The organism is Aeromonas intestinalis (assembly GCF_054052485.1).
This window is the reverse complement of the sequence record NZ_JBSTYK010000004.1, coordinates 262,887-285,715: the sequence shown is the minus strand read 5'-3', so window position 1 is coordinate 285,715 and position 22,829 is coordinate 262,887. Positions and strand designations below refer to the sequence as shown.

Genomic DNA, 22,829 nt, shown 5'->3' with positions numbered 1-22,829 from the left:
GCACTAGAGGGCTCCGCGCTCCTGCAACAGCCCGTGCAGCCGCTCCGCCAGGGTTCGGTAGCCCTGCTCGTTGAAGTGCACCGCATCGGATTTGAGGGCCGGGCTGCGCAGCAACTCACCGATGCTCTCGTTGTCCAGCACCAGCCGGTACTGATCCGCCAGCTCCCCGTAGAGGGGCGCCCCATCGGCGAACAGGGACTTGCGAGGCACCCCCACCAGCAGCAACTGGGCGCCGCTGCCTTGTACCATCTCTATCATGGCGGCGAGATTGGCCTTGAGGGCCCCCTCCCCGCTGCCACGCAGGATGTCGTTGCCCCCCTCCAGCAGGATGACCAGCGCCGGCCTGTGCTGGGCCAGCAAGGCGGGCAACCTGGCCCTGCCCGTCTCACTGAGCTCCCCCGAGACACCGGCGTTGATGACGGGGTGACCGCTCAGTGTCGCCAGCACGCTGGGGTAACTCTGGGCCGGGTTGACTCCACGTCCCTCGGTCAGGCTGTCGCCGAAGGCCAGAATGGTTTCTCCTGCGCCCAAAGGCCTGAACTCGGACTCGCCACACCCGGCCAGCAGCAGACAGAGCAAACCCATCACGGCATTTCTCATTCTTCCCCCTTGGCACCTGGCATTCAATCATTGATAGATTTGTAACCATATGAGCAGAAAGACAATCTTTCAATAGTGTTCAAGTTGTGACAGATTTCGATGGTTGAACAAGAAACCGACAAGGAGAGTGTCATGTCCCTCAAGCCCCTCGGCCTGCTGGTAGCCCTTGGCCTGCTCGCAGGTTGCGCCCCCCAGAGTGCCTTCCACTATGTGCCCCCCTCCCAGACCCTGATCGCCCCCGAGGCGGCCAGCGGCTGGACCGACAAGCCCGGCTGGCAGGGCCACGACTTCATGGTGGCCGCCGCCAACCCGCTGGCGGTGGATGCGGGCTACCAGATCGTCAAGGCCGGTGGCAGCGCCGTCGATGCCGCCATCGCGGTGCAGTTGGTGCTGACCCTGGTGGAGCCGCAATCTTCCGGCATCGGGGGCGGCTCCTTGCTGCTGGTGTGGGACGGTCAACAGGTCATGGCGGTGGATGGCCGGGAGACGGCGCCGGCGGCGGCCACGGATCAGCTGTTCATGAAGGATGGCAAGCCCATGGCCTTCTACGACTGTGTGGTGGGGGGGCGCTCCGTCGGCGTACCGGGTACGGTGCGCGCCCTGGCGATGGCCCATCATCGCTATGGCAAGCTGCCCTGGGCCAGCCTGTTTGAACCCGCCATCACGCTCGCAGAGCAGGGGTTTGTCATCAGCCCGCGTCTCGCCACTCTGATTGCCAAGGATCCCTATCTCGCGCGCGACCCCGAGGCCCGCGCCTACTTCTATCAACCGGATGGTTCCCCCAAGCCCGCCGGCACCAGGCTGACCAACCCGGTCCTGGCCAAGGTACTGAAGACCCTGGCCAACGAGGGGGCCGACGCCTTCTATCGGGGGCCGCTCGCCGACGCCATGGTGGCCAAGGTGCGTCAGCACCCCACCAACCCCGGCGTGCTGGCGGCGGCGGACCTCGCCAGTTACAGCGCCAAACTGCGGGACGGCCTCTGTTTTGATTATCGCCAGCGCGAGATCTGCGGCTTCCCCACCCCCTCGTCCGGCACCATCGCCCTCGGCCAGATCTTCGGCATGCTGGAGAGCCGGGACATGGCGGCCCTCAAGCCGGTGACCGGGCCTGACGGCAAGCTTGCCGCCTCCGCCGAGGCCATCCACCTCTACAGCGAGGCGGCGCGACTCGCCTTTGCCGACCGCAATCAGTATGTGGCCGACGGCGACGTCGTCTCCGTACCGGTAGCGGGCATGCTGGACAAAGGCTATCTCGCCGAGCGGGGCAGCCTCATCGGGGCGCGCTCCATGGGCGTGGCCAAAGCCGGCAATCCGCCCCAGGCACTCGCCCGTGGCCGGGATGCCACCCCGGAACTCCCCTCCACCAGCCATGTCTCCATCGTCGACAAGGCGGGGATGGCCATCTCCATGACCAGCTCCATCGAGGATGGCTTCGGTGCCAGGTTGATGGTGAACGGTTACCTCCTTAACAACCAGCTCACCGACTTCTCCTTCACCTCGGTGGATGCGGCCGGCCTGCCGGTGGCGAACCGGGTCGAGCCCGGCAAGCGCCCCCGCTCCTCCATGTCCCCCCTGCTGGTGTTTGACAAGCAAAATGGGGAGCTTGAGATGAGCCTCGGCTCACCGGGAGGCTCCGCCATCATCAACTACGTGGGCAAGGCGCTGCTGGGCACCCAGGACTGGGGACTCAATCTGCAGCAAGCCATCGACTTGCCGAACTTTGGCAGCCGCAACGGCCCCACCGAGCTAGAGCAGGGGCGAACCCCCACCACCGTCATCGAGGGGCTCAAGGCCAGAGGGCACGAGGTGGTGCTCAACGAGCAGACCTCGGGACTGCAGGGGGTGGAGCGCAACGCCAGCGGCTGGTTTGGCGCCGCCGATCCCCGGCGCGAAGGGGTCGCCAGGGGCGAATAACGACTCGCACATAACGTGGTCTTTCCATCACGACGAAGGCGGCCTGGGGCCGCCTTTCTATTCAACACGGCAACTCATCACCGATTGATTAAATCTGCCACGGGAAGAAGAAAAGACACCCTTTTTCTCCACAATAATTATGTTTATGCACCTGTTATCTCAATTTTCGTCTCAAACTTGGATAAGTGTTGTTCCAGGCAGATAAATACATTATTTTTCAATAGAAACGGCCACTGTTGTCCCCCAACTTCCTGCTTGCTGCGGCCAACACTGTCTCTTTCGCCCCCTGCTCATTGACAGCTGCCCTCTTCGCCACCAAGCGATCTGGTAGCCCCTGACTGCCATTAGCGAGGTGACGACATGGACCACTCACTCCCCCTTATCACGACCCTGGTTGGCGGCCTGGTGCTGGCCTATATCTTCGGCATGCTGGCAAGCCGCCTGCGCATTTCCCCCATGGTGGGCTATCTTGCCGCCGGGGTCATATGCGGCCCGTTCACCCCGGGTTATGTCGCCGATCTGCAGCTCGCCCCCGAGCTCGCCGAGATCGGGGTCATCTTGCTGATGTTCGGGGTCGGCCTGCACTTTTCCGTGAAAGATCTGCTCTCCGTCAAACACATCGCCATCCCGGGTGCCATCGTCCAGATAACGCTCGCGACCCTGCTCGGTCTCGGCCTCTCCCAGTTGCTCGGCTGGAGCATCACCGCCGGGGTAGTGTTCGGCCTGGCTCTCTCCACCGCCAGCACGGTAGTGTTGCTGCGGGCCCTGGAGAGCCGGGGCCAGGTCGATACCAACGAGGGGCGCATCGCCATTGGCTGGCTCATCGTCGAGGATCTGGTGATGGTGCTGGCACTGGTGCTGCTCCCCATCCTCGCCAACCTGCAACAGGGGGACGAGAGCCTGACCCTGGGTCATGTGCTGCGGGATATCGGTTTTACCCTGGCCAAGGTGGCCGCCTTCATCGCACTGATGGCCATCGGCGGTCGACGCCTCATCCCCTGGCTGCTGGCCCGCACCGCCGCCACCGGCTCCCGCGAGCTGTTCACCCTGGCCGTGCTCTCCTGCTCCCTTGGCATTGCCTTCGGTGCGGTAAAGCTGTTCGGGGTCTCCTTCGCCCTCGGCGCCTTCTTCGCCGGAGTTGTGATGAACAGCTCCCACCTCAGCCACAAGGCCGCCAACGATACCCTGCCATTGCAGGATGCCTTCGCCGTGCTTTTCTTCGTCTCCGTGGGCATGCTGTTCGATCCCACCATCTTGCTGCGCGAGCCCTTGGCAGTGTTGGCGACCATCTTCGTCATCGTCTTCGGCAAGTCGGTGGCCGCCTTCGCCATCGTGCGGCTGTTCGGCCACAGCCAGCGCACGGCGCTGACCATCTCCGCCAGCCTGGCCCAGGTGGGGGAGTTCTCCTTCATCCTGATGGGGCTCGGGGTCATGCTGGAACTGGTGCCGGATGTCGCCCGTGATCTGGTACTGGTCGGGGCCTGCTTCTCCATCATGTTCAACCCCCTGGTATTCAACCAGGCCGAGCGCTGGCTGAAGCGCAGCCCGGAGCCACACGAGGTTCCTCCCCAGTGCGCCCTGCAGGGACATGTCGTGGTGGTGGGGGCCGAGGCCATCGGCAGCCATCTCATTCGGCAGTTGCACGAGCAAGGGCGGGAGATTGTGGTGATCGACACGGAAGAGCGACTGCTGGAGCCCTGGCGTGCACAGGGGATCACCTGCCTCACCGGCCATCCTATCCAGCAGGATCTGTTGTCGGTGGCCCTGCCCAATGCCAGCTGGTTGCTCATCACCCTGGAAGACAGCCTGCTGGCAGGTGAAATTGCTGCGGCGGCGCGGGAACAGGGCGCCTTGCTGCGCATTGCCGCCTGTGGCCAGCAAACCGAAGAGGTGCATCATCTGCGGGTACGCGGGGTACATCATGTCGTGCAGCAGGAAGAGGAGGCGGCACGCCGCCTCTGTCAACTGGCGACTCAGCCGGCCTGATCCTTCTCTATGCAGGCCATGTCAGCATGACATGAACCATGAATACAATCGCCCGGGTCAATAACCCGGGCGATTCATATGGTGGCAGGCACACCCTCCAAGGAGTTACAGCAGATCGTGTTTGTCCAGCAGCCGATAGAGGGTCGCACGGGAGATATCGAGCTGACGGGCGACCTCTTCCAGTTGATCCGGGAAACGAGCCAGGGTCTGCTGCAGGGCCTGGCGCTCTGCCGCCTCCCGCACCGCCTTGAGGGAACCATCCAGCAGCAGGGAGTCCATATTGGTCAGCTCCATGTCGTGGGCCTCGATATAGGGGCCGGAGCACATGACGGCTGCCCGCTGCACCCGGTTGCGCAGCTCCCTCACATTGCCCGGCCAACCGTAGGACTGCATGGCCTGGCGCGCCTTGTGGGTGAAACTCAACACCCGCCCACCGCGCACCTCGGCCAGAATGTCATCAGCCAGCAGCTGGATGTCTTCGGTTCGCTCGCGCAGGGCGGGGGTGCGCAACCTCACCACGTTGAGCCGGTAGTAGAGATCCATGCGAAAGCCGCCATTGGCGACCGCCTGCTCCACATCGATATTGGTGGCGGCAATGACCCTGACATCGACATTGCGAGACAGGTGGCTGCCCACCGCCTCTATGCTCTGCTCCTGCAAGAAGCGCAGCAGGGTGGCCTGATCCTCCAGCGGCAACTCACCTATCTCGTCCAGAAACAGCGTGCCGCCGTCGGCCGCCTCTATTTTACCTATCTTGCGGCTCTGGGCGCCGGTGAAGGCCCCCTTCACATGGCCAAACAACTCGGACTGGATCAGCTGATGGGACATGGCGCCACAATTGACGGCGACGAAGGGACTCTCCTCCCCGAAGGTGCTGTAGTGCAGCTCCCTGGCGACCAGCTCCTTGCCGGTACCGCTCGGCCCCGTCACCAGCACCGGCAGGCGACAATGCTGCAAACGCATGATCTGATCCCGTAGCTCCCGGATGGGGGAGCTCTCCCCTTGAATGAAGCGCAACTGTGCCGGCAACTTGGGCCGATGACGCCGGATAAGCTGCGCCATTCCCAACGCATGCCCCAGACTGTGGGCGAGCCTGTCCGGTTCGAGGGGGAAGGTGTGAAAGTCATGGAAGCAGGCGGCGAGCAGATTGCGCAGCGGCTCGCTCGCCAGGCAGTCCCGATGGATCAAGCCAATCCACAGGCTGCTGGCATGATCGGCAATCAGGCTGTGCAGCGCCTCGTGCTGATCCGGTTCTATCGCCACCAGCACCAGCGGATAGTCCTGTTCCTTCAGTTTTCGTTCTGCCACCTCCAAGGAATTCGCCTGCTCTATTCGCCACTCCCCTTCCACCAGCAGGCTTTCCAGCACGGCACATGAATTGATGAGTAATAATGCCGTTTCGGTCATATGAAAACCTCCACGAAGTACCTTAAAAACGAGAGAGCCAAGCCATGGCGTGTCAAGGCTCACTCTATTCATTACTCGGATAAATTTTAAGTTATCAAATGGCGCCAATCAGCCGCCAGACGATGTTAACTATAACTCATCCCATTTATAGACTAATGACACCACAATGATGAGAACGTCATTTTATGACTGAGAAAGAATAAATTTTTTGATAAACAACAGGTTAGTAATAGACATAAAAATTGGTCTCAACGCTGAGACTTGCTAACAACAGAGTCAATTAAAAATACAATAAAAATCAAATAATTATGCGTTGGCACATCCATTGCTCTCTCTGATTTGCCCAAGTGGCAAATGGAGAAAGAGCATGAAGATATCTATTGCACTGGCAATTTGTTCCCTTTCGATATTTACGAGTCAGCCCAGAGCCGAGAATCGCGTGGATTTGGGCTCACAGGCACTCAGCAATATCCGGGGCACCATGGGCGTCAATATGGTTGCCGGTAATAACAACCAGCAAGGCAACCTTGCCGCCATCGCCGTCTCCGGCCCCGCCGTCATTCAGTTCAGCCAACAAAGTCAATCTGCTACCAATCTCAGAGGCAACCAGAGTGCCGCCATTCTGGGGTCCGCGCTTAGCAACAATCAGGGGCTGGTGGGCATCAATCAGGGGGCGGGTGAGGCCAATCAGCAACTCAATGCCTTCGCCTTGTCACTGGATGACAGCAGCGGCATGAGGGTGGTGACAGATATCAATCTCAGTACCAGCATCGCAAAGACACCGTCGGGCAAAGTACCCGCGACCACGACGACCAGCATCTATATGGATGACTCCGCCCTGACGGGCAGCAAAGGGGTCATCCAGGTGAACCAGGTCACGGGGCAAGGAAACCAGGCCGTCAACCTGGTCTCCCTGCCTCTGGCAGGCGCAGTAACGGCATCACCATGATGCCGCAGGGATCGGAAGCCAAGTCTGGAGGCATCTGTTAAGTCGATGGACAAGGCTTCCACAGAAAGCTCAATGGAGAGACTCATTATGCGTGGACTTATTTATAGCTCATTAGCCGCCGCGGTCGTCATGGCAATGTCGGGCACCGCATCCGCCGATTATCGCGGTGACAGGGATGAGACAGGGGCAACCTTGACCAAGAAGGTCAAGGCAGAGGTCGATGTAGAGTATGAAGGCGACGTGAGGGTCGGCGGCTACATCAATGTCAACAAGCTCGGCATGGCGGTGGTGGACAACCAGCAATCCACTTCCATGATCGGCACTTCCAATACCAGAACCGATAACACGAGCAAGATCGATGGCTCGTTCCAGGGTGCATCCGGTAACGTCGGCGCCAACGTCGCGGCCGGGGACTCCAACGTCCAGGGCAACAGCGGGGCCTTGGCCGCCTATGACGAAGTCGATGCCGAATTTGTCATGGGACGGGGCCAACAACAAGGCACCCCGGGTGGTTCCTCGGATGCAGAGATCTTCTCCGATCAGAGCGCCAGCCACAACATGACCAGCAATCAGGGCCATCAGAACAAGGCCAGCGTGGGTGATGGGGCCTTCGAAGATGCTGCGGGCAACATAGGGGCCAACGTGGTGTCCGGCTCGGGTAACGTGCAGGCCAACAACATGGCGGCTTCCGTATCCACCGGCAACATGGCGGTCGCGACCGTGGCCAACAGCCAGAGCGTCTCCCATAACATGACCGAGAACAAGAGCCTGAGTGCCACCAAGACGGTCGACTACAACCCCATCTTCCTCAAGCTCAAGGCCAATGGCGAGTACGAGGGGACCAGCAAGCAGTCCAACAACGTCTATCCGGAAATCTGGAAAGACGGAGACCACCCGAATGGTGGCGATATGTGGGGTCATATTGACTACGACAATGAAGGTAAAAACGACGGCAAGTTCGAGTTCAAGGAAGAGGGGGATATCAAGCTCAGTGGTTATGCCACCGGCTATATCCCTGTGGTCAACACCTACACCAGTCGTGAGACCTTCAATCACGCCACCATCGATGGCGGCTCCTTCAACGGTGCCGTCGGTAATATCGGGGTGAACGTGGCTTCGGGTAGCAACAACCTGCAAGCCAACAACCTCTCGCTGGCTGCTGGATTCGCCAAATAATCCAGTCGGGGGCCTGTTTTCAGGCCCCCTTTTTTCCTGGGACAAGGAGACACAGATGCGCTGGCTACTGCTGTTGTTGTTCTGCCCGATGACTTGGAGTGCCACTCTGCCCATGGGGGAACATCTCTCGGGATTGGGGGATCTCAACAAGCCGGTACAGAGCCTTCTGGAGCGAAAATACGCCAATATCGAACGTCAGCATACGGACTTCAGCTGCGGGGCCGCCGCCGTCGCCACCATATTACGCTATGCCTACGGCCAGGTGACCAATGAGCGCTGGGTCATGGATGGCATGATGGCCATGGCCAACCCGGATCTGGTCAAACGCTACGGCTTTTCCATGCTCGACATGAAGCAGTACGTACAGATGCTCGGCATGCGCGCCCGGGGTTACCGCCTGAGTGATGAGAAACTACGCCAAGTGAGGGTGCCCACCATAGTGCTGCTCAATATTCGCGGCTACCAGCACTTCGCCGTGCTGAGAGCCATAGACCGACACGACCGCGTCTATCTGGCAGACCCTGCCTTGGGCAATCGTGTCATCACGTTCAAAGAGTTCAAGGATAACTGGAACGGGATCCTGCTGGCCGTTATCGGCTCCGGTTACCGGGCGGATACCCCATTGGCCAACCCCGCCCCACCGCTATCCGTCAGAGGCAAAGATGGACTCTTTGCCCCCGTCAATGAAACATCCTTGCTGGAATTCGGCTTCCAGTCCAAAGAGTTAATGTGAGGTCATCATGAACACCCGACCCGCTCTCTGCCTCATCTGCAGCCTAGGTGGTGTTGCCTGTCCACTCTTGGCCGCCTCGGATCCCCTGGCACTGCTGTCAGATCAATTTGCGCCCGAGATGGCTGACGGCGAGCTGGCCAACATGCGGGGTCGCTACGTCAGCTCCCGCGGGATCAGCTATTTTGGCATCGAATTCATTTCAACCCTGACAACGGCCCAGGCCCAGCAAACGGCAGCCATGAACCTGGCGCTGAGCGTGGCGCTGAGCCAGCCCAAGCTCGACATCCGGATCGAGGATAACGTCAAAACAACGGCCAGCACACCCGAGAGCGCCCCCATTCAGGGATCCGGGCTGGTGCAGGTCATGCAGCTTGAGGGGACCGGCAACAGCTCGGTCAATCAGGCGGGCATTGCACTGACGGCACCGGCAATAACGGGACAAACCGTGACAGCCGGCAATTATGAGAGTCAGGGAGACCTGGGAACCGCCAGTTATCGGGTTTCCGGCAATTATGCAGGGCTGCAGCTAAACTCGTCCGATGGACGCGTCCAATTGGAACAGAGTCTGAGGGGAGCGGACTTCAGCCGAGGTTTGCTGCAACTCAACCGGGTCAGGGGGGATGGCTTCCAGACCCTGAATCAGACCAGGATCTGGTTCTCTCATTGAATCGGATCTCCCAGTGGAGTGCGCAGTAGAGGGACAATAAACAACAAGGATGTGACTCGATGAAACAGTCTACCGTGCTGTTGCTTGCGCTGACCCCGCTCACCTGCTGGGGGGCGACCGCAGAGGAAGAGGCCCTACAACAACAGCTGGATCAACTGCGTCAGCAACTGATCCAGCAGAATCAGGCTCTCCATCAGTTACAGGCCCGGCTGGAAGCCGTCAAGGCCGCCGGGGCAAGTACCACAGCCGCGGCCACAGGGGCAGCCGCCGGTGCCACTGCTGCCGCAGCCAGCTCCCAGCAAGAAACGACCACCCGCCGTACTCCCGAGGCAGGGCGCAGTACCGAAGACCTGATGCTGGAGCAGCACAACGTCTTCGACCGGGCTTTGACCCTGGACTTCGGCCTCTCTTACCAACACTACAATCGCAAGGATCTCGCCCTGCGCGGCTTCCTGGCGCTGGATGCCATCTTCCTCGGGGAGATCAATCTGGACAGGGTGAGATCCGATCAGTGGACGGCGGACATGGTGGCCCGCTACACCTTCAACGACCGCTGGCAGGCGGAGTTGGCCGTCCCCTATCTGTATCGCAACACCAACTATCAGAGCACCGGCAAGGAGAACTCCAGCCGGGACTTTGAAGAGCAGAGCGTCAGCGATGGCGGGCTCGGTGACATCAGCATGGCCATCTACTACCGTGTCCTCGCCGAGGATGAAAGCTGGCCGGATCTGGTGTGGAACCTGCGCGCCAAGGCCCCCACCGGCAAGGATCCCTACGGCATAGAGATAGAATCGTCAGAATCCGGCAACCTGATGGTTCCCAAGGAGCTCGCCACCGGCAACGGGCTCTGGCAGTTGTCCACTGGCTTCTCCCTGGTCAAGACCCTGGATCCCGCCATCCTGTTTGCCAACCTCAACTATGGCCATAGCCTCAAGCAGGACTTCGACGACGTCTCTTACCAACCGGGGAATCAGCCCGGCAGCATCCAGCTCGGCGACTGGTATGAATACGGGCTCGGGGTCGCGTTTGCCCTGAACGAGCGCTTCAGCCTCTCTTTCAACATCAACCAGCGCATCACCCTAGAATCCGAACAAGGGGCGGAAGGCTTTGACATGGAGAAGGTCACCGGTACGGATGCCAACGCCGCCAGCTTCGGCATGGGTTCGACCTGGGCCATCACCGACAACCTCTCCATGGCGGTGAACTGGTCTGCCGGCCTCACCACGGACGCACCGGACTACAGCATAGGGCTCCGCTTCCCTTATCGCTTCTGATGGAATATCGCAGTCGGTATCTCTTCCGCTGCCGATGTGGCTGAGCGAGCCGACATCGGCCATTGATGCTCAACAAGCGGGAGATTTGGATCCAATAAAGAGGGAGGCATAGCGCCTCCCTCTGTCTATCTAAATGTCGGTCTGCCGGCAAGGTCTCTCCACCTCTTAAGCAAGCCAGCTGACGCGGCCCCGCACCTGCCCATTCAGGGTCAGCGGCCTGTAAAAAGGGGACTTGCCCACTCTGCTATCGGCACCAGCCGTCACAGGGCCATCGGTCATAAAGCCCAGCACTCGATATCGGCAACCATATATTCCTTTCTGACTTAGACCCCCAAGCGATCCCGCAGGGTATACCAGGCGGCACCGGCGGCGGTGAAGGGGATGCGGAACAGGCGCCCTCCCGGGAAGGGGTAGTGAGGGAGCTTGGCAAAGGCATCGAACCGCTCCGCCTGACCGCTCAACACCTCGGATAGCAACTTGCCTGCCAGATGGGTACAGGTCACACCGTGGCCGCTGTAACCCTGCATGTAGTAGATGTTGTGGCCGATACGGCCGAACTGGGGCAGGCGTGACAGGGTCAGCAGGAAGTTGCCGGTCCAGGTGTACTCCACCTTGACGTCAGCGAGCTGAGGGAAGGTCTTGAGCATCTTGGGGATGATCAGCCGCTCGATGTCCGCCGGATCCCGCGCCCCGTAGACCACGCCGCCGCCGTACAGCAGGCGGTGATCACCGGTGGTGCGATAGTAGTCGAGCAGGTAGTTGCAATCCTCCAGGCAGTAGTTTTGTGGCAGCAGGGCGCGGGCCCGTTCCTCCCCCAGCACCTCGGTGGCGATCACCTGGGTGCCGCAGGGCATGCTCTTGCCCGCCAGCTCGGGCACCAGGTTGCCGAGGTAGGCATTGCCCGCCACCACCACGAAGCGTGCCTTCACCGCCCCCTTGGCGGTCTTCACCAGAGCGGGCTGGCCCGGGGTAATGGCCGTCACGGCGGATTGCTCGAAAATCTTGCCCCCCTGGATGCGGATGGCTTCCGCCTCCCCCAGCGCCAGATTGAGGGGGTGGATATGGCCGCCCCGCTTGTCGAGCAGGCCACCGACGTAGCGATCGCTCGCCACCACCTCGCGCACCCCCTCTGCATCGAGCAGCGTCAGCTCCTCGTTGCCCCACCGCTGCCAGCGATCGTGCTGGGCCTTGAGCTCATGAAGCTGCTTCTCGCTCTCGGCGACGAAGACGCCCCCCTGCTGCAGATCGCACTGGATGTTGTAGCGTTTGATCCGCTCGCGGATGATGTCACCCCCCTCAAACAGCATGGAGCCGAGCAGCTTCGCCTGATCCGGCGGGCAATTCGCTTCTATGGTGTCGATGTCACGGCTGTAGGAGTTGACTATCTGGCCGCCGTTGCGACCGCTGGCGCCAAAACCGACACGGGCCGCCTCCAGCACCACCACCGAATAGCCTTTCTCCACCAGGTGCAACGCACTGGAGAGGCCGGTGTAACCCGCGCCTATGATGCAGACATCGCACTCGAGCTGCTCGGTCAGGGTCGGATAGAGGGCATGTTGATTGGCACTGGCGGCGTAGTAACTGTTTACATGTTCGGTCATGATCCTTGCTTCCTTACCGGTTCTTTTCCAAATCAGAGGTATCAAAACATTAAAAACTGGCCGGGGTATGGGCGCTGACGATGCGGCAGGTCTCCCCGGACGGGTTGCTGAAACTGTGGGGCTCGCCGGTGTCGATGACGTAGCTGTCTCCGGCGCTGAGGCTGTAGCTCTGCCCGCCCAGGGTCAGAACCACCGACCCTTCCAGCACGGTTCCCACCTCCTCCCCCAGATGCTTGACCTGACCCCCGGTGTCCGTACCCGGGGCATAGGTCTCCAGCATGAAACCGAGTTGGCGCCGGTTGTTGCCGTTGTGCACCAGCCTCATGGAAACCCCCTGACTGCCCAGCTCGATGAGCTGATCAGGCTTGATCACCACGCTCGGGCTGCGTCCTTCCTCTTCGGCGAAAAAGCGCGACAGGGGCAGCTCATAGACACTCAGCAGCTTTTGCAGGGAGGCCACCGAGGGGCTCACCTTGTTCTGCTCTATCATGCAGATGGCGCCGTGGGTCAGGCCGCTCAGCTCAGCGGCCCGCCGCTGGGAAAGCCCGAGCCGGCGACGGGTGGCAGCGAGCCGCTCTCCCATGCTCGGCTCCCCTCTTTCCTCGACCCGCTTGTCGTGCCCAGTTTCTGCGTCTTGCGGGGCAAGGGGATTGTCCGTCATGGCCTGCCATCTGGCCTCTCCGTGTGACTGCTGCATCGCCCACCTCCCTGTGTGCCGATCGAGTGCGCTGTTATCTGGTTAAAATAGTGGACCAACTCCGTCCCGGTGTTCGTTATCCTTCACAGGCCAAACTGTTCATTATTTTGCACAGCCGTTTCGATAAAAACCGGTAGAATCGTCCTGACAGCTCCATTTCTAGCATGCCACGTCCGATTTACTCAAATATATTTAACACTTGAAAAACATTTCGGCTCAATTTATGGTCGTTGTGCGCTTATTATTCTATACGGTGGCACCTGGGACGAGTCGGCCACCTGAACCCACAATCGAGGCTTCTTATGTCAGCATCACAACCCGTTCAGCCCTTGCTCAAGTCTCTTGCCTATATAGATGGCCGCTGGTGCGAGGCCCAAGATGGTCGCCAGTTCGAGGTGCTGAACCCGGCCAACGGTCAGCTCATCACCCGGGTGCCGGACATGAACGAAGCGGATACCCGTCGTGCCATCGAGGCGGCGCACCAGGCGCAGGCCCCCTGGGCGGCCCTCACCGCCAAGGAACGCAGTGCCAGGCTATATGCCTGGTTCGAGCTCATCATGGCCAATCAGGACGAGCTCGCCCGCCTCATGACCGCCGAGCAGGGCAAACCGCTGGTCGAGGCCAAGGGCGAGGTCGCCTACGGCGCCAGCTTCATCCAGTGGTTCGCGGAAGAGGGCAAGCGCGCCTATGGCCGCACCATCCCCGGTTTCTCCGGGGACAGACGCCTGGCCACCATCAAGCAACCGGTGGGCGTGGTCGCCGCCATCACCCCCTGGAACTTCCCCATCGCCATGATCACCCGCAAGGCGGGCCCGGCGCTCGCGGCCGGTTGTACCATCGTCATCAAACCCGCCGCCGAGACCCCGCTCTGCGCCCTGGCCCTGGCGGCACTGGCAGAAGCGGCAGGGATCCCGGCCGGGGTCATCAACATCGTCACCTCCCATCAGGCCTCGGCGGTGGGCAACGAGTTGTGCAGCAATCCCAGGGTACGCAAGCTCTCCTTCACCGGTTCCACCCGCATCGGCAAGCTGCTGATGCGCCAGTGTGCCGACACCATGAAGCGCCTCTCCCTGGAACTCGGTGGCAACGCCCCCTTCATCGTGTTTGACGATGCGGATCTCGACGCCGCCGTCACCGGGGCGCTGGCCTCCAAGTACCGCAACGCGGGCCAGACCTGCGTCTGCGCCAACCGCATCCTGGTGCAAGCCAGCGTCTATGATGCCTTCGCCGACAAATTGGCCGCCGCCGTGCGGGCCTTCAAGGTGGGGGATGGTCTGGGCGAGGGCGTGCAGATCGGCCCCCTCATCAACCCGGTCGCCGCCGACAAGGTGGCCAGCCTGGTCAAGCAGGCCGAGGCCGCCGGCGCCAAGGTGCTGGTCGGTGGCGAACCCCACGGCGCCGGCCCGCTCTTCTACAGTCCCACCATCCTGACCGAGGTGACCAAGGGCAACCCCATTCTGGATGAGGAGATCTTCGGGCCCGTGGCCCCCCTGGTGCGCTTCGAGACCGAGGCCGAGGCCATCGCGCTGGCCAACGACACCCCCTACGGGCTGGCCGCCTACTTCTATGGCCGGGACATCGCCCGGGTATGGCGGGTAGCCGAGCAGCTGGAGTACGGCATGGTGGGCATCAACGAGGGGATCATCTCCACCGAGCTGGCCCCCTTTGGCGGGATCAAGGAGTCGGGGCTCGGCCGGGAAGGGGCCGCTGAGGGGCTGGAGGAGTACCTCGAGACCAAATATCTCTGCTTTGGCGGCATTCGCTGAGGCCGGTGCGGGGCAAAGGCATCTATAGAAAAGATGCCTTAGGCACCAATCCATCGCTTTTATAGATAGAAAAAGGGGGAGATGGCCACCGTCTCCGTGAGCCAGACAGGCTCGTCAGGGCGCAGCCAGCCCCCACACCAGACATGTCGCCCTGCCCGTTGGCAGTGCGCGATTTGATTGATCGCCAGACGGCACAGGAAGATCCGGGGCAAGGCCCCTCAGGGAGGAAAGATGAGTCATTCACAAAGTAACGGGGCCCACAATCAGGCATGGCAGGCCCGCCGTGAAGCGGCCGTTGTGCAGGGGGTCGGCACCCTGCTGCCGGTCTTTATCGAGCGGGCGAATAACGCCGAGCTGTGGGACGTGGAGGGTCATCGCTACATCGATTTCGCCTCCGGCATCGCCGTGCTCAACACCGGCCACAACCACCCCAGGGTGGTCGCCGCCGTGCGGGATCAGCTGGAGAAGTTCAGCCACACCTGCTTCCAGGTCACCCCCTACCCCGGCTATATCGAACTGGCGGAAAAATTGAACGCCCTGGTGCCGGGGCCCACCCCCAAGCGCACCCTGTTCCTCTCCACCGGCGCCGAGGCGGTGGAGAACGCCATCAAGATCGCCCGCGCCCACACCGGTCGCAGCGGCACCATCGCCTTCAAGGGGGGCTTCCACGGCCGCACCATGATGGGGATGGCGCTCACCGGCAAGGTGGTCCCCTACAAGACCGGCTTCGGCCCCTTCCCGGGGGAGGTCTATCACCTGCCCTTCCCCGCCGACTACCTGGGGGTGAGCGAGGCCGATGCCCTGGCCGCGCTGGATCTCTGCTTCAGCGCCGATATCGAACCGGCCCGGGTTGCCGCCATCATCATCGAACCCGTCCAGGGTGAGGGGGGCTTCTATGTCGCCAGCCCGAGCTTCCTGCAAGCCCTGCGCAAGATCTGCGACCAGCACGGCATCGTGCTCATCTGCGACGAGATCCAGACCGGATTCTGTCGCACCGGCAAGACCTTCGCCACCGAGTACAGCGGCGTCGAGCCGGACATCATGACCCTGGCTAAGAGTCTGGCGGGGGGCTTCCCGCTCTCGGCCGTGGTGGGCAAGAGCGAGATCATGAACGCCGCCAAACCAGGTGGACTCGGCGGCACCTATGCCGGCTCCCCCATCGCCTGCGCCGCCGCCCTGGCGGTGCTGGAGGTGATCGAGGAGGAGCAGCTCAACCAGCAGGCGCTGGCCCAGGGGGAGCAGATCAAGGCCCGGCTGCATCAACTCGCGGAGCGCTTCGACTGCATCGGCGACATCCGCGGCCCCGGTGCCATGGTGGCCATGGAGCTGGTCAAGGGGCGCGATGCCAGCCAGCCCGACCCGGATCTCACCAAACGACTGGTGGCCGAAGCGGGCAAACGCGGCCTGGTGCTGCTGGCCTGTGGTGTGCGGGCCAACGTGATCCGCTTCCTGGCCCCCCTGACCGCCTCGGCGGCCATCGTCGATGAGGGCCTGGCCCTGCTCGAACAGGCGCTGACAGCCGCCAGTGCCTAGGTTGCTCACCAGCACCTCGCGTTTGTGCTAAAAAATGCGTTTTTTCCCCCTTGATATGCTTGTCAGGGGGGCATCACGAATGCACAATGCGCCTCCGCTTTCAAGGACCGTCCGCTCATCGCAGCCCGGTCTTTTTTTGCGGCAACCAAATCCATAACGAGGCCGGAACCGACCGGAAATGATAGCGAGATGGGCTGCCATCTCACGACACCCGCTTCTTGAGTGAGGAACACCATGGGGTATTTCACCGCTTTCCTGCCGGCCCGTGCCGGTCTGCGCCTGCCGTCTGTGCAACACATTGGCGCCCCCACTGTACAGGATGACCAGCAGGTCACCCTGATCCCCCCGGCCAAGGCAGAGGGGAACGCATGATGCATGCTCACCCCACCGGTCTGAAAAAAAGCCTCAAGCTGTGGCACGTAGTCATCATGGGTCTGGCCTATCTGACCCCCATGGCCGTGTTTGACACCTTCGGCATCGTCACCGAGATCACCGAAGGCCACGTGCCGACCGCCTACCTGTTCGCCCTCGTCGGCATGCTGTTCACCGCCATGAGCTACGGCCACCTGGTGCGCAAGTTCCCCTCGGCGGGATCCGCCTATACCTATGCCCAGAAGGTGTTCCACCCCTATGTGGGCTTCATGGTGGGCTGGGTCTCCCTGCTCGACTACATGTTCATGCCGATGATCAACATGCTGCTGGCCAAGATCTACATGGAGGCCCTGTTCCCGGACGTAGAACCCTGGACCTACATCCTGGCCCTGACCGCGGTGATGACCTTCCTGAACCTGCGCGGCATCAAGCTGGTGGCGAACTTCAACAGCCTGATCGTCATGATGCAGTTTTGCATCATCGCCGTCTTCATCGGCCTCATCGCCTGGGGCGTCTATCACGGCGAGGGGCTCGGCACCCTCCAGAGCAGCCGTCCCTTCTTCTCCGAACAGATGCACCTGGTGCCCCTGTTCACCGGCGCCTCCATCCTCTGCCTGTCGTTCCTGGGCTTCGACGCCATCAGCACCCTGTGCGAGGAGACCCCCAATGCGGATCGGGTGATCCCCCGCGCCATCCTGCTGACGGCGCTCATCGGCGGCGTGCTCTTCATCTCGGTCTCCTACTTCCTGCAGCTGTTCTTCCCGGACATCTCCCGCTTCCAGCAGCCGGATGCGGTGCTGCCGGAGATTGCCCTCTACGTCGGCGGCAAGCTGTTCCAGGCGGTGGTGCTGGTGTGCACCACGGTGGCGGTGCTCGCCTCCGGGCTCGCCTCCCACGCCGGGGTGTCGCGCCTGCTCTACGTGATGGGACGGGATCGGGCCCTGCCGAGCCGCTTCTTCGGCTATGTTCACCCCAGGTGGCAGACCCCGGCCCTGAACGTGCTGCTGGTGGGGGCCCTGGCCCTCTCCGCCGTGTCGTTCGATCTCGAGATGGCGTTGGCGCTCATCAACTTCGGCGCCCTGGTGGCCTTCACCTTCGTCAACCTGGCGGTGATCGCCCACTTCTACCTCAAGCTCGGCCACAACAAGAGCCTGCGGGATCACCTGCTGTTCCTGGTGCTGCCCCTGTGCGGCGCCGCCTGCATCGGGGTGCTCTGGCTCAACCTGGAGCCTGCCTCCTTCGAACTGGGGCTGATCTGGGCCGCCCTCGGCGCCCTCTATCTGCTGCTGCGCCTGACCATTTTCGGGGTCCAGTTGCGCCAGCCCAAGACGGATGCCTCCTAAGCCATCCCCCTACCCACAGAGCCCGCCCCGTGCGGGCTCTTCTTTTGGATACCCTTCCCCTGGCAGCCGTCATCGACCGTCCGGCCGCAGCCCCTGGTGCGCCTCGCTTTCGAGGCGTCTGGCACAGGCAGCGGCACCACCCTGACCCCAGTCAACAAAATGCCCAAAAGCGGCCTTTTTTGCTTGTCACTCCCCCCCTCTGGGGGCACAATACGCCGCCCCTTGAGAGCCGATGTTTTTTGCAGCATCGGTTCTTTGCTTTTTAGGGGCACACCACCATTCACCAAGAGGCCGGACTTTGCGCCGGAATTGATATCGAGATTGCAACGCAATCTCCCGACGTTGTGAGGAAATACATGGGGCTTTTCACTGCTTTCCTGCCGGTCCCCGCTGGCATGTGCCATCCGTCTGTCGCCCAGACTGGCGCACCCTGTGTCCAGCGACGCGCTGCCGCGTCCCTGATCCCGTCCCCCTTCGCCACCCAGGCGTTCGCAGAGGAGAAAGCGTGATGGCCGGTGCCAAGCTGCTCAAGACGCTCACCCTGTTCCAGGTGGTGGTGATGGGTCTGGCGTACCTCACTCCCATGGCGGTGTTCGATACCTTCGCCATCGTCGGCGACATCACCGATGGCCGCGTGGCCACCGCCTATCTGCTGGCGCTGGGCGGCATCCTGCTGACCGCCTTCAGCTACGGCCATCTGGTGCGCCGCTTCCCGTCGGCGGGCTCCGCCTACACCTATGCCCAGAAGGTGTTCAACCCCTATATCGGCTTCATGGTCGGCTGGTCCTCCCTGCTGGACTACATGTTCATGCCGATGATCAACATCCTGCTGGCCAAGATCTACCTGACCGCCATGTTCCCCGGCGTCGAGCCCTGGATCTTCATCTTCGGTCTGGTGACCGTGATGACCTTCCTGAACCTGCGCGGCATCAACCTGGTGGCGAACTTCAACGGCGTCATCGTCTTCATCCAGATCGCCATCATCCTCACCTTCCTCGGCCTCATCGGCTGGGGCCTGACCCAGGGTGAGGGAGCCGGCACCCTGCTCAGCAGCCGCCCGTTCCACGTGGAGTCCGCCAGCATGTTGCCGCTGTTCACCGGCGCCACCATCCTCTGCTTCTCCTTCCTCGGCTTCGACGGCCTGAGCTCGCTGTCTGAAGAGACCCCGAACGCCGGCAAGGTGATCCCTCGCGCCATCGTGCTGACGGCGCTCATCGGCGGCATCATCTTCGTCACCGTCTCCTACAGCCTGCAGCTGTTCTTCCCGGATCTGGCCCGCTTCAAGGAGCCGGACGCCGTGCTGCCGGAGATCGCCCTCTACGTCGGCGGCACCCTGTTCCAGAGCGTGGTGCTGGTGTGCACCACGGTCGCGGTACTCGCCTCCGGCATGGCCGCCCACGCCGGGGTGTCGCGCATCCTCTACGTGATGGGTCGTGATCGCATGATCCCGGAGCGGGTGTTTGGCTACATTCACCCCACCTGGCGCACTCCGGCCATCAACGTGCTGCTGGTGGGAGCCCTGGCCCTCTCCGCGGTGTCGTTTGACCTGGACATGGCGCTGGCCCTGGTGAACTTTGGCGCCCTGGTGGCCTTCACCTTCGTCAACCTCTCCGTCATCGGCCAGTTCTGGGTGCGCGAGAAGCGCAACAAGAGCCTCAAGGATCACCTGCTGTTCCTGGTGCTGCCGCTGCTCGGCGCCGCCACCATCGGGGCGCTGTGGATCAACCTGGAGAAGAGCTCCCTGGAGCTTGGTCTCATCTGGGCGGGACTGGGGGTGACCTATCTGTTCCTGCGTCTGGCGGTGTTCCGCATCCCCTTCCGTCAGTACGAGGAAGCGGCCGACGGCCAATAAGCCATCTCGATCGCAAGATGCAAAGAGGGGAGCCCACGGGCTCCCCTCTCTTGTTTGCACGACGCATCGCCCGCTGCCGGGTTTCCCCTCAGTAGGTGCCCGTCTTGCGCAGCACGGCGCGGCCCGCCGCCTTGGCGGGATCGTCCACCACGTTCTCGACGCGCTGCTGGGTGTTCTTCGCCTTGTTGTAGGCCTCGTCCACGCCGGTGGCCTGGGCCGCCTTGCGCTTGGCGTAGTCACCGGGATTGTCCACCGCATTCTCGACCCGCTGCTGGGTGTTCTTGGCCTTGTAGTAAGCGTCATCCACGCCGGTGGCCTGAGCCGCCTTGCGCTTGGCATAGCCAGCGGGATCGTTGACCGCGTTGTCCACACGCTGTTTGGCGCTCTGCGCGGAGCAATGGCTGTTGACCCCGGTCGCGCTGTTGACGGCTGAGCCGATCGCCACGTCTTTGGAGCTGCAATCGGAGGGCAGCACGGCGGCATGAGAGGAGAGAGAGGCCATCGCCAGGGGCAGGAGAAGAAGGGACCAATGTTTCATGACAGACTCGCAATTACTGATGAAATGACGAGGCAGTCTACTCCCATTGGCAGAGTGGCGGCACAGGATCCACCAGCGGGTGGCACCCAGTCCGTCAGTTTCTAACGCATCCCTGCATTCAGCAGACCAATTCACTACAAACAGCAAAACAATCAGAATTAATCACTGCTCTCCCCATCTGGGTCAAAAATCCCGATCCCCCTGTCATCAAATCATCATCAAAGTGTCACTTTGTCATATTTCTGTCATAGAGCACTGCTGTAATGCGCCCGTCCAATTCAACGCAGACGTCCCAAGAGGCACCATGCAAAGCAAACCGTCATCCCCGCAGACCCGCGCTACCGGCCCCCTGTTCAACTGGCTAGCGGTGATCACCTTTGTTTACCTGATCCTGGTCGCCGTCGGGGCCGTCTCACACGGCTTTAAAGGGTTCTCCGGCGGCGCCGAGGGCGCGGCCCAGATCTTCGCCTTCGCAAACAACCCCTTCGTCGCCCTGCTGCTCGGCATCCTGGCCACCGCCCTGGTGCAATCCTCCAGTACCGTCACCTCCGTCATCGTCGGCCTGGTGGCGGGCGGCCTGCCCATGAGCATGGCCATCCCCATGGTGATGGGGGCCAACCTCGGTACCACCATCACCAACACCATCGTCTCCCTCGGCCATATCCGTGACAGGGGCGAGTTCCGCCGTGCCTTCGCCGCCGCCACCGTGCACGACTTCTTCAACCTGCTGGCCGTCTTCATCTTCCTGCCGCTGGAATTGATGTTCGGTCTGCTGCAAAAGAGCGCCGAGTGGCTGTCCGGTCTGCTGATGGGCTCCGCCGACATGTCCATGAAGGGCATGGACTTCATGAAGCCCATCATCTCCCCCTCCCTGGATCTCATCGACAGCGCCGTCGCCTTCCTGCCGGGCAAGGGCCCCGCCATCGCCACCATCGTCATCGGCATTCTGCTGATCCTCGGCTGCGTCACCGCCCTCGGCAAGGTGCTGCAACGGGTCATGGTGGGTCGTGCCAAGGAGCTGCTGCACAAGGCGCTGGGCCGTGGTCCCCTGACCGGCATCGCCTCCGGCACCCTGGTGACCGTCATGGTGCAGTCCTCCTCCACCACCACCAGCCTGATGATCCCGCTGGCGGGCGGCGGCGTGTTCAACACCCGTCAGCTCTACCCCTTCACCCTGGGGGCCAACATCGGCACCACCATCACGGCCCTGCTGGCGGCCACCGCCATCAGCGGCGCCGGCGCCCAGCTGGCGCTGACCATCGCCTTCGTGCATGTGCTGTTCAACGTCTTCGCCGTGGCGCTCATCTATGGCGTGCCCTTCCTGCGGGAATTGCCCATCAAGGCCGCCGAGACCCTGGCCCGGGTCGGCAGCGAGAACAAGCTGCTGGCGCTGGGTTACGTGGCTGGGCTCTTCTTCGCCCTGCCCGCCCTGATGATGGTGGCGGTCAAGTAAGGGAAGACGCTGTGCAGCGAGGGGCAACATTCGAGTTGCCCCTCGTCGTTTGTCTGCCCGGTCACATCCTCCACGCTCCCGCTCGCCCTCTCCGGCCCGCTGGGATAAGATGCCGCTCTCATTGCTCTCTTTGTATGACAGGGAATAGGGAAAACTGATGAAATTCATTCTGATAGCACTGCTGGTTGCCGGGGTCGCCTACTACTTCTACTCCAGCGCCAACAACAAGAAGGTGGCGGCCGAGAACGTCCGGCTCGGGGCCGAGTTCCTCGCCAGCAACAAGGAAAAGCCCCTTGTCACCACCACGGCCTCCGGCCTGCAATACGAAGTGCTGACTCCGGGCACAGGGTCGGTCCACCCCACCGCCACCAGCAAGGTGAAGGTGCACTATGAGGGCAAGCTGCTGGACGGTACCGTCTTCGACAGTTCGGTCGCCCGCGGTGAGCCCATCGAGTTTGGCCTCAATCAAGTCATTGCCGGCTGGACCGAAGGGGTACAACTGATGGTGGAAGGGGAGAAGACCCGCTTCTACATCCCCGCCAACCTGGCCTATGGCGACAGAGCCGCCGGCAAGATCCCGCCGGGATCCGTGCTCATTTTCGACGTGGAACTGCTCGGTATCCAGTAACCCCGGGACAAGCTCCCACTGAGTGCCGTGCTCATCTTCGACGTGGCGCTGCTCGGCATCCAGTAACCCCGGGCAAGTACCCACTGAGTGCCGTGCTCATCTTCGACGTGGCGCTGCCGGGGATCCAGTAACCCCGGGCAAGTGTCCACTGTTCTCTACCAGGCCAGCTCCGCTGGCCTGGTTTATTTCCCCTTCTCTGAACCCATACTCCCCGCCAGACCCCGGCCACTTTCAATTAATAGTGAACAGTGCTTATACATATAACCTGATTGTTAACCATGATACTTGGGCAGATAATGACTTCAATGTCAGTGGCATCCTGCCCTGACCCCCTATCATG

At 61.8% G+C, this 22,829-nt stretch carries 19 protein-coding genes; 14 read left to right on the top strand and 5 right to left on the bottom strand.

The window, feature by feature from the left end; all coding sequences use genetic code 11:
- Positions 1–3: 3 nt before the first annotated feature.
- The gene (locus ACW5W7_RS07290) at positions 4–600 is read right to left on the bottom strand and encodes a GDSL-type esterase/lipase family protein (RefSeq protein ID WP_456501273.1); all 597 of its coding nucleotides are present in this window, start codon (positions 598–600) and stop codon (positions 4–6) included.
- 132 nt (positions 601–732) lie between these two features.
- On the opposite strand from ACW5W7_RS07290, the gene ggt reads away from it, so the two are divergent.
- Complete coding sequence (gene ggt, locus ACW5W7_RS07285; protein ID WP_456501308.1) at positions 733–2,514, top strand: gamma-glutamyltransferase; 1,782 nt, start codon at positions 733–735, stop codon at positions 2,512–2,514.
- 360 nt (positions 2,515–2,874) lie between these two features.
- On the top strand, positions 2,875–4,500 hold the full coding sequence (gene ybaL, locus ACW5W7_RS07280; RefSeq protein ID WP_456501272.1) for a YbaL family putative K(+) efflux transporter: 1,626 nt from the start codon (positions 2,875–2,877) through the stop codon (positions 4,498–4,500).
- 105 nt (positions 4,501–4,605) lie between these two features.
- Here ybaL and ACW5W7_RS07275 read toward each other — a convergent pair whose 3' ends face one another.
- A complete protein-coding gene (locus ACW5W7_RS07275) occupies positions 4,606–5,907 on the bottom strand; it encodes a sigma 54-interacting transcriptional regulator (RefSeq protein ID WP_456501271.1) in 1,302 nt (433 codons plus the stop codon).
- A 367-nt stretch (positions 5,908–6,274) separates the two neighbouring features.
- On the opposite strand from ACW5W7_RS07275, the gene ACW5W7_RS07270 reads away from it, so the two are divergent.
- From ACW5W7_RS07270 to ACW5W7_RS07250, 5 genes are all read left to right on the top strand, one after another.
- Complete coding sequence (locus ACW5W7_RS07270; RefSeq protein ID WP_456501270.1) at positions 6,275–6,856, top strand: hypothetical protein; 582 nt, start codon at positions 6,275–6,277, stop codon at positions 6,854–6,856.
- A gap of 192 nt (positions 6,857–7,048) precedes the next feature.
- Positions 7,049–8,032, top strand: coding sequence for a hypothetical protein (locus tag ACW5W7_RS07265; RefSeq protein ID WP_456501269.1), 984 nt, complete (start codon positions 7,049–7,051; stop codon positions 8,030–8,032).
- A 55-nt stretch (positions 8,033–8,087) separates the two neighbouring features.
- The gene (locus tag ACW5W7_RS07260) at positions 8,088–8,765 is read left to right on the top strand and encodes a C39 family peptidase (protein ID WP_456501268.1); all 678 of its coding nucleotides are present in this window, start codon (positions 8,088–8,090) and stop codon (positions 8,763–8,765) included.
- Between the two features lie 7 nt (positions 8,766–8,772).
- Complete coding sequence (locus ACW5W7_RS07255; protein WP_456501267.1) at positions 8,773–9,432, top strand: hypothetical protein; 660 nt, start codon at positions 8,773–8,775, stop codon at positions 9,430–9,432.
- 59 nt (positions 9,433–9,491) lie between these two features.
- The gene (locus tag ACW5W7_RS07250; RefSeq protein WP_456501266.1) at positions 9,492–10,706 is read left to right on the top strand and encodes a transporter; all 1,215 of its coding nucleotides are present in this window, start codon (positions 9,492–9,494) and stop codon (positions 10,704–10,706) included.
- A 323-nt stretch (positions 10,707–11,029) separates the two neighbouring features.
- Here the strand turns inward: ACW5W7_RS07250 and ACW5W7_RS07245 are convergent, their stop codons facing one another.
- Both ACW5W7_RS07245 and puuR read right to left on the bottom strand, forming a co-directional pair.
- Positions 11,030–12,307: an NAD(P)/FAD-dependent oxidoreductase gene (locus ACW5W7_RS07245; protein WP_456501265.1), complete on the bottom strand. Its 1,278-nt coding sequence runs from the start codon at positions 12,305–12,307 to the stop codon at positions 11,030–11,032.
- A 49-nt stretch (positions 12,308–12,356) separates the two neighbouring features.
- Entirely contained in the window at positions 12,357–13,004 is a 648-nt protein-coding gene (gene puuR, locus ACW5W7_RS07240) for an HTH-type transcriptional regulator PuuR (RefSeq protein WP_456501264.1), read from the bottom strand.
- Positions 13,005–13,306: 302 nt separating this feature from the next.
- Between puuR and ACW5W7_RS07235 the strand changes: the two genes are divergently transcribed.
- From ACW5W7_RS07235 to ACW5W7_RS07215, 5 genes are all read left to right on the top strand, one after another.
- On the top strand, positions 13,307–14,770 hold the full coding sequence (locus ACW5W7_RS07235; RefSeq protein WP_456501263.1) for an NAD-dependent succinate-semialdehyde dehydrogenase: 1,464 nt from the start codon (positions 13,307–13,309) through the stop codon (positions 14,768–14,770).
- 231 nt (positions 14,771–15,001) lie between these two features.
- A complete protein-coding gene (gabT, locus tag ACW5W7_RS07230) occupies positions 15,002–16,303 on the top strand; it encodes a 4-aminobutyrate--2-oxoglutarate transaminase (protein ID WP_456501262.1) in 1,302 nt (433 codons plus the stop codon).
- A gap of 234 nt (positions 16,304–16,537) precedes the next feature.
- Positions 16,538–16,675 carry a hypothetical protein gene (locus ACW5W7_RS07225; RefSeq protein ID WP_456501261.1) on the top strand — a complete coding sequence of 46 codons (138 nt, stop codon included), beginning with the start codon at positions 16,538–16,540 and terminating at the stop codon, positions 16,673–16,675.
- Positions 16,675–18,018 carry an APC family permease gene (locus tag ACW5W7_RS07220; protein WP_456501307.1) on the top strand — a complete coding sequence of 448 codons (1,344 nt, stop codon included), beginning with the start codon at positions 16,675–16,677 and terminating at the stop codon, positions 18,016–18,018. Before ACW5W7_RS07225 ends, ACW5W7_RS07220 begins: the two co-directional genes overlap by 1 nt.
- Before the next feature lie 508 nt (positions 18,019–18,526).
- On the top strand, positions 18,527–19,870 hold the full coding sequence (locus ACW5W7_RS07215; protein WP_349921493.1) for an APC family permease: 1,344 nt from the start codon (positions 18,527–18,529) through the stop codon (positions 19,868–19,870).
- A gap of 88 nt (positions 19,871–19,958) precedes the next feature.
- Here ACW5W7_RS07215 and ACW5W7_RS07210 read toward each other — a convergent pair whose 3' ends face one another.
- Positions 19,959–20,408, bottom strand: a complete 450-nt coding sequence (locus tag ACW5W7_RS07210; protein ID WP_456501260.1) for a hypothetical protein — start codon at positions 20,406–20,408, stop codon at positions 19,959–19,961.
- Positions 20,409–20,712: 304 nt separating this feature from the next.
- On the opposite strand from ACW5W7_RS07210, the gene ACW5W7_RS07205 reads away from it, so the two are divergent.
- Both ACW5W7_RS07205 and ACW5W7_RS07200 read left to right on the top strand, forming a co-directional pair.
- The gene (locus tag ACW5W7_RS07205) at positions 20,713–21,861 is read left to right on the top strand and encodes a Na/Pi symporter (RefSeq protein ID WP_103859023.1); all 1,149 of its coding nucleotides are present in this window, start codon (positions 20,713–20,715) and stop codon (positions 21,859–21,861) included.
- A gap of 157 nt (positions 21,862–22,018) precedes the next feature.
- Complete coding sequence (locus ACW5W7_RS07200; RefSeq protein WP_456501259.1) at positions 22,019–22,489, top strand: FKBP-type peptidyl-prolyl cis-trans isomerase; 471 nt, start codon at positions 22,019–22,021, stop codon at positions 22,487–22,489.
- Positions 22,490–22,829: the final 340 nt, after the last annotated feature.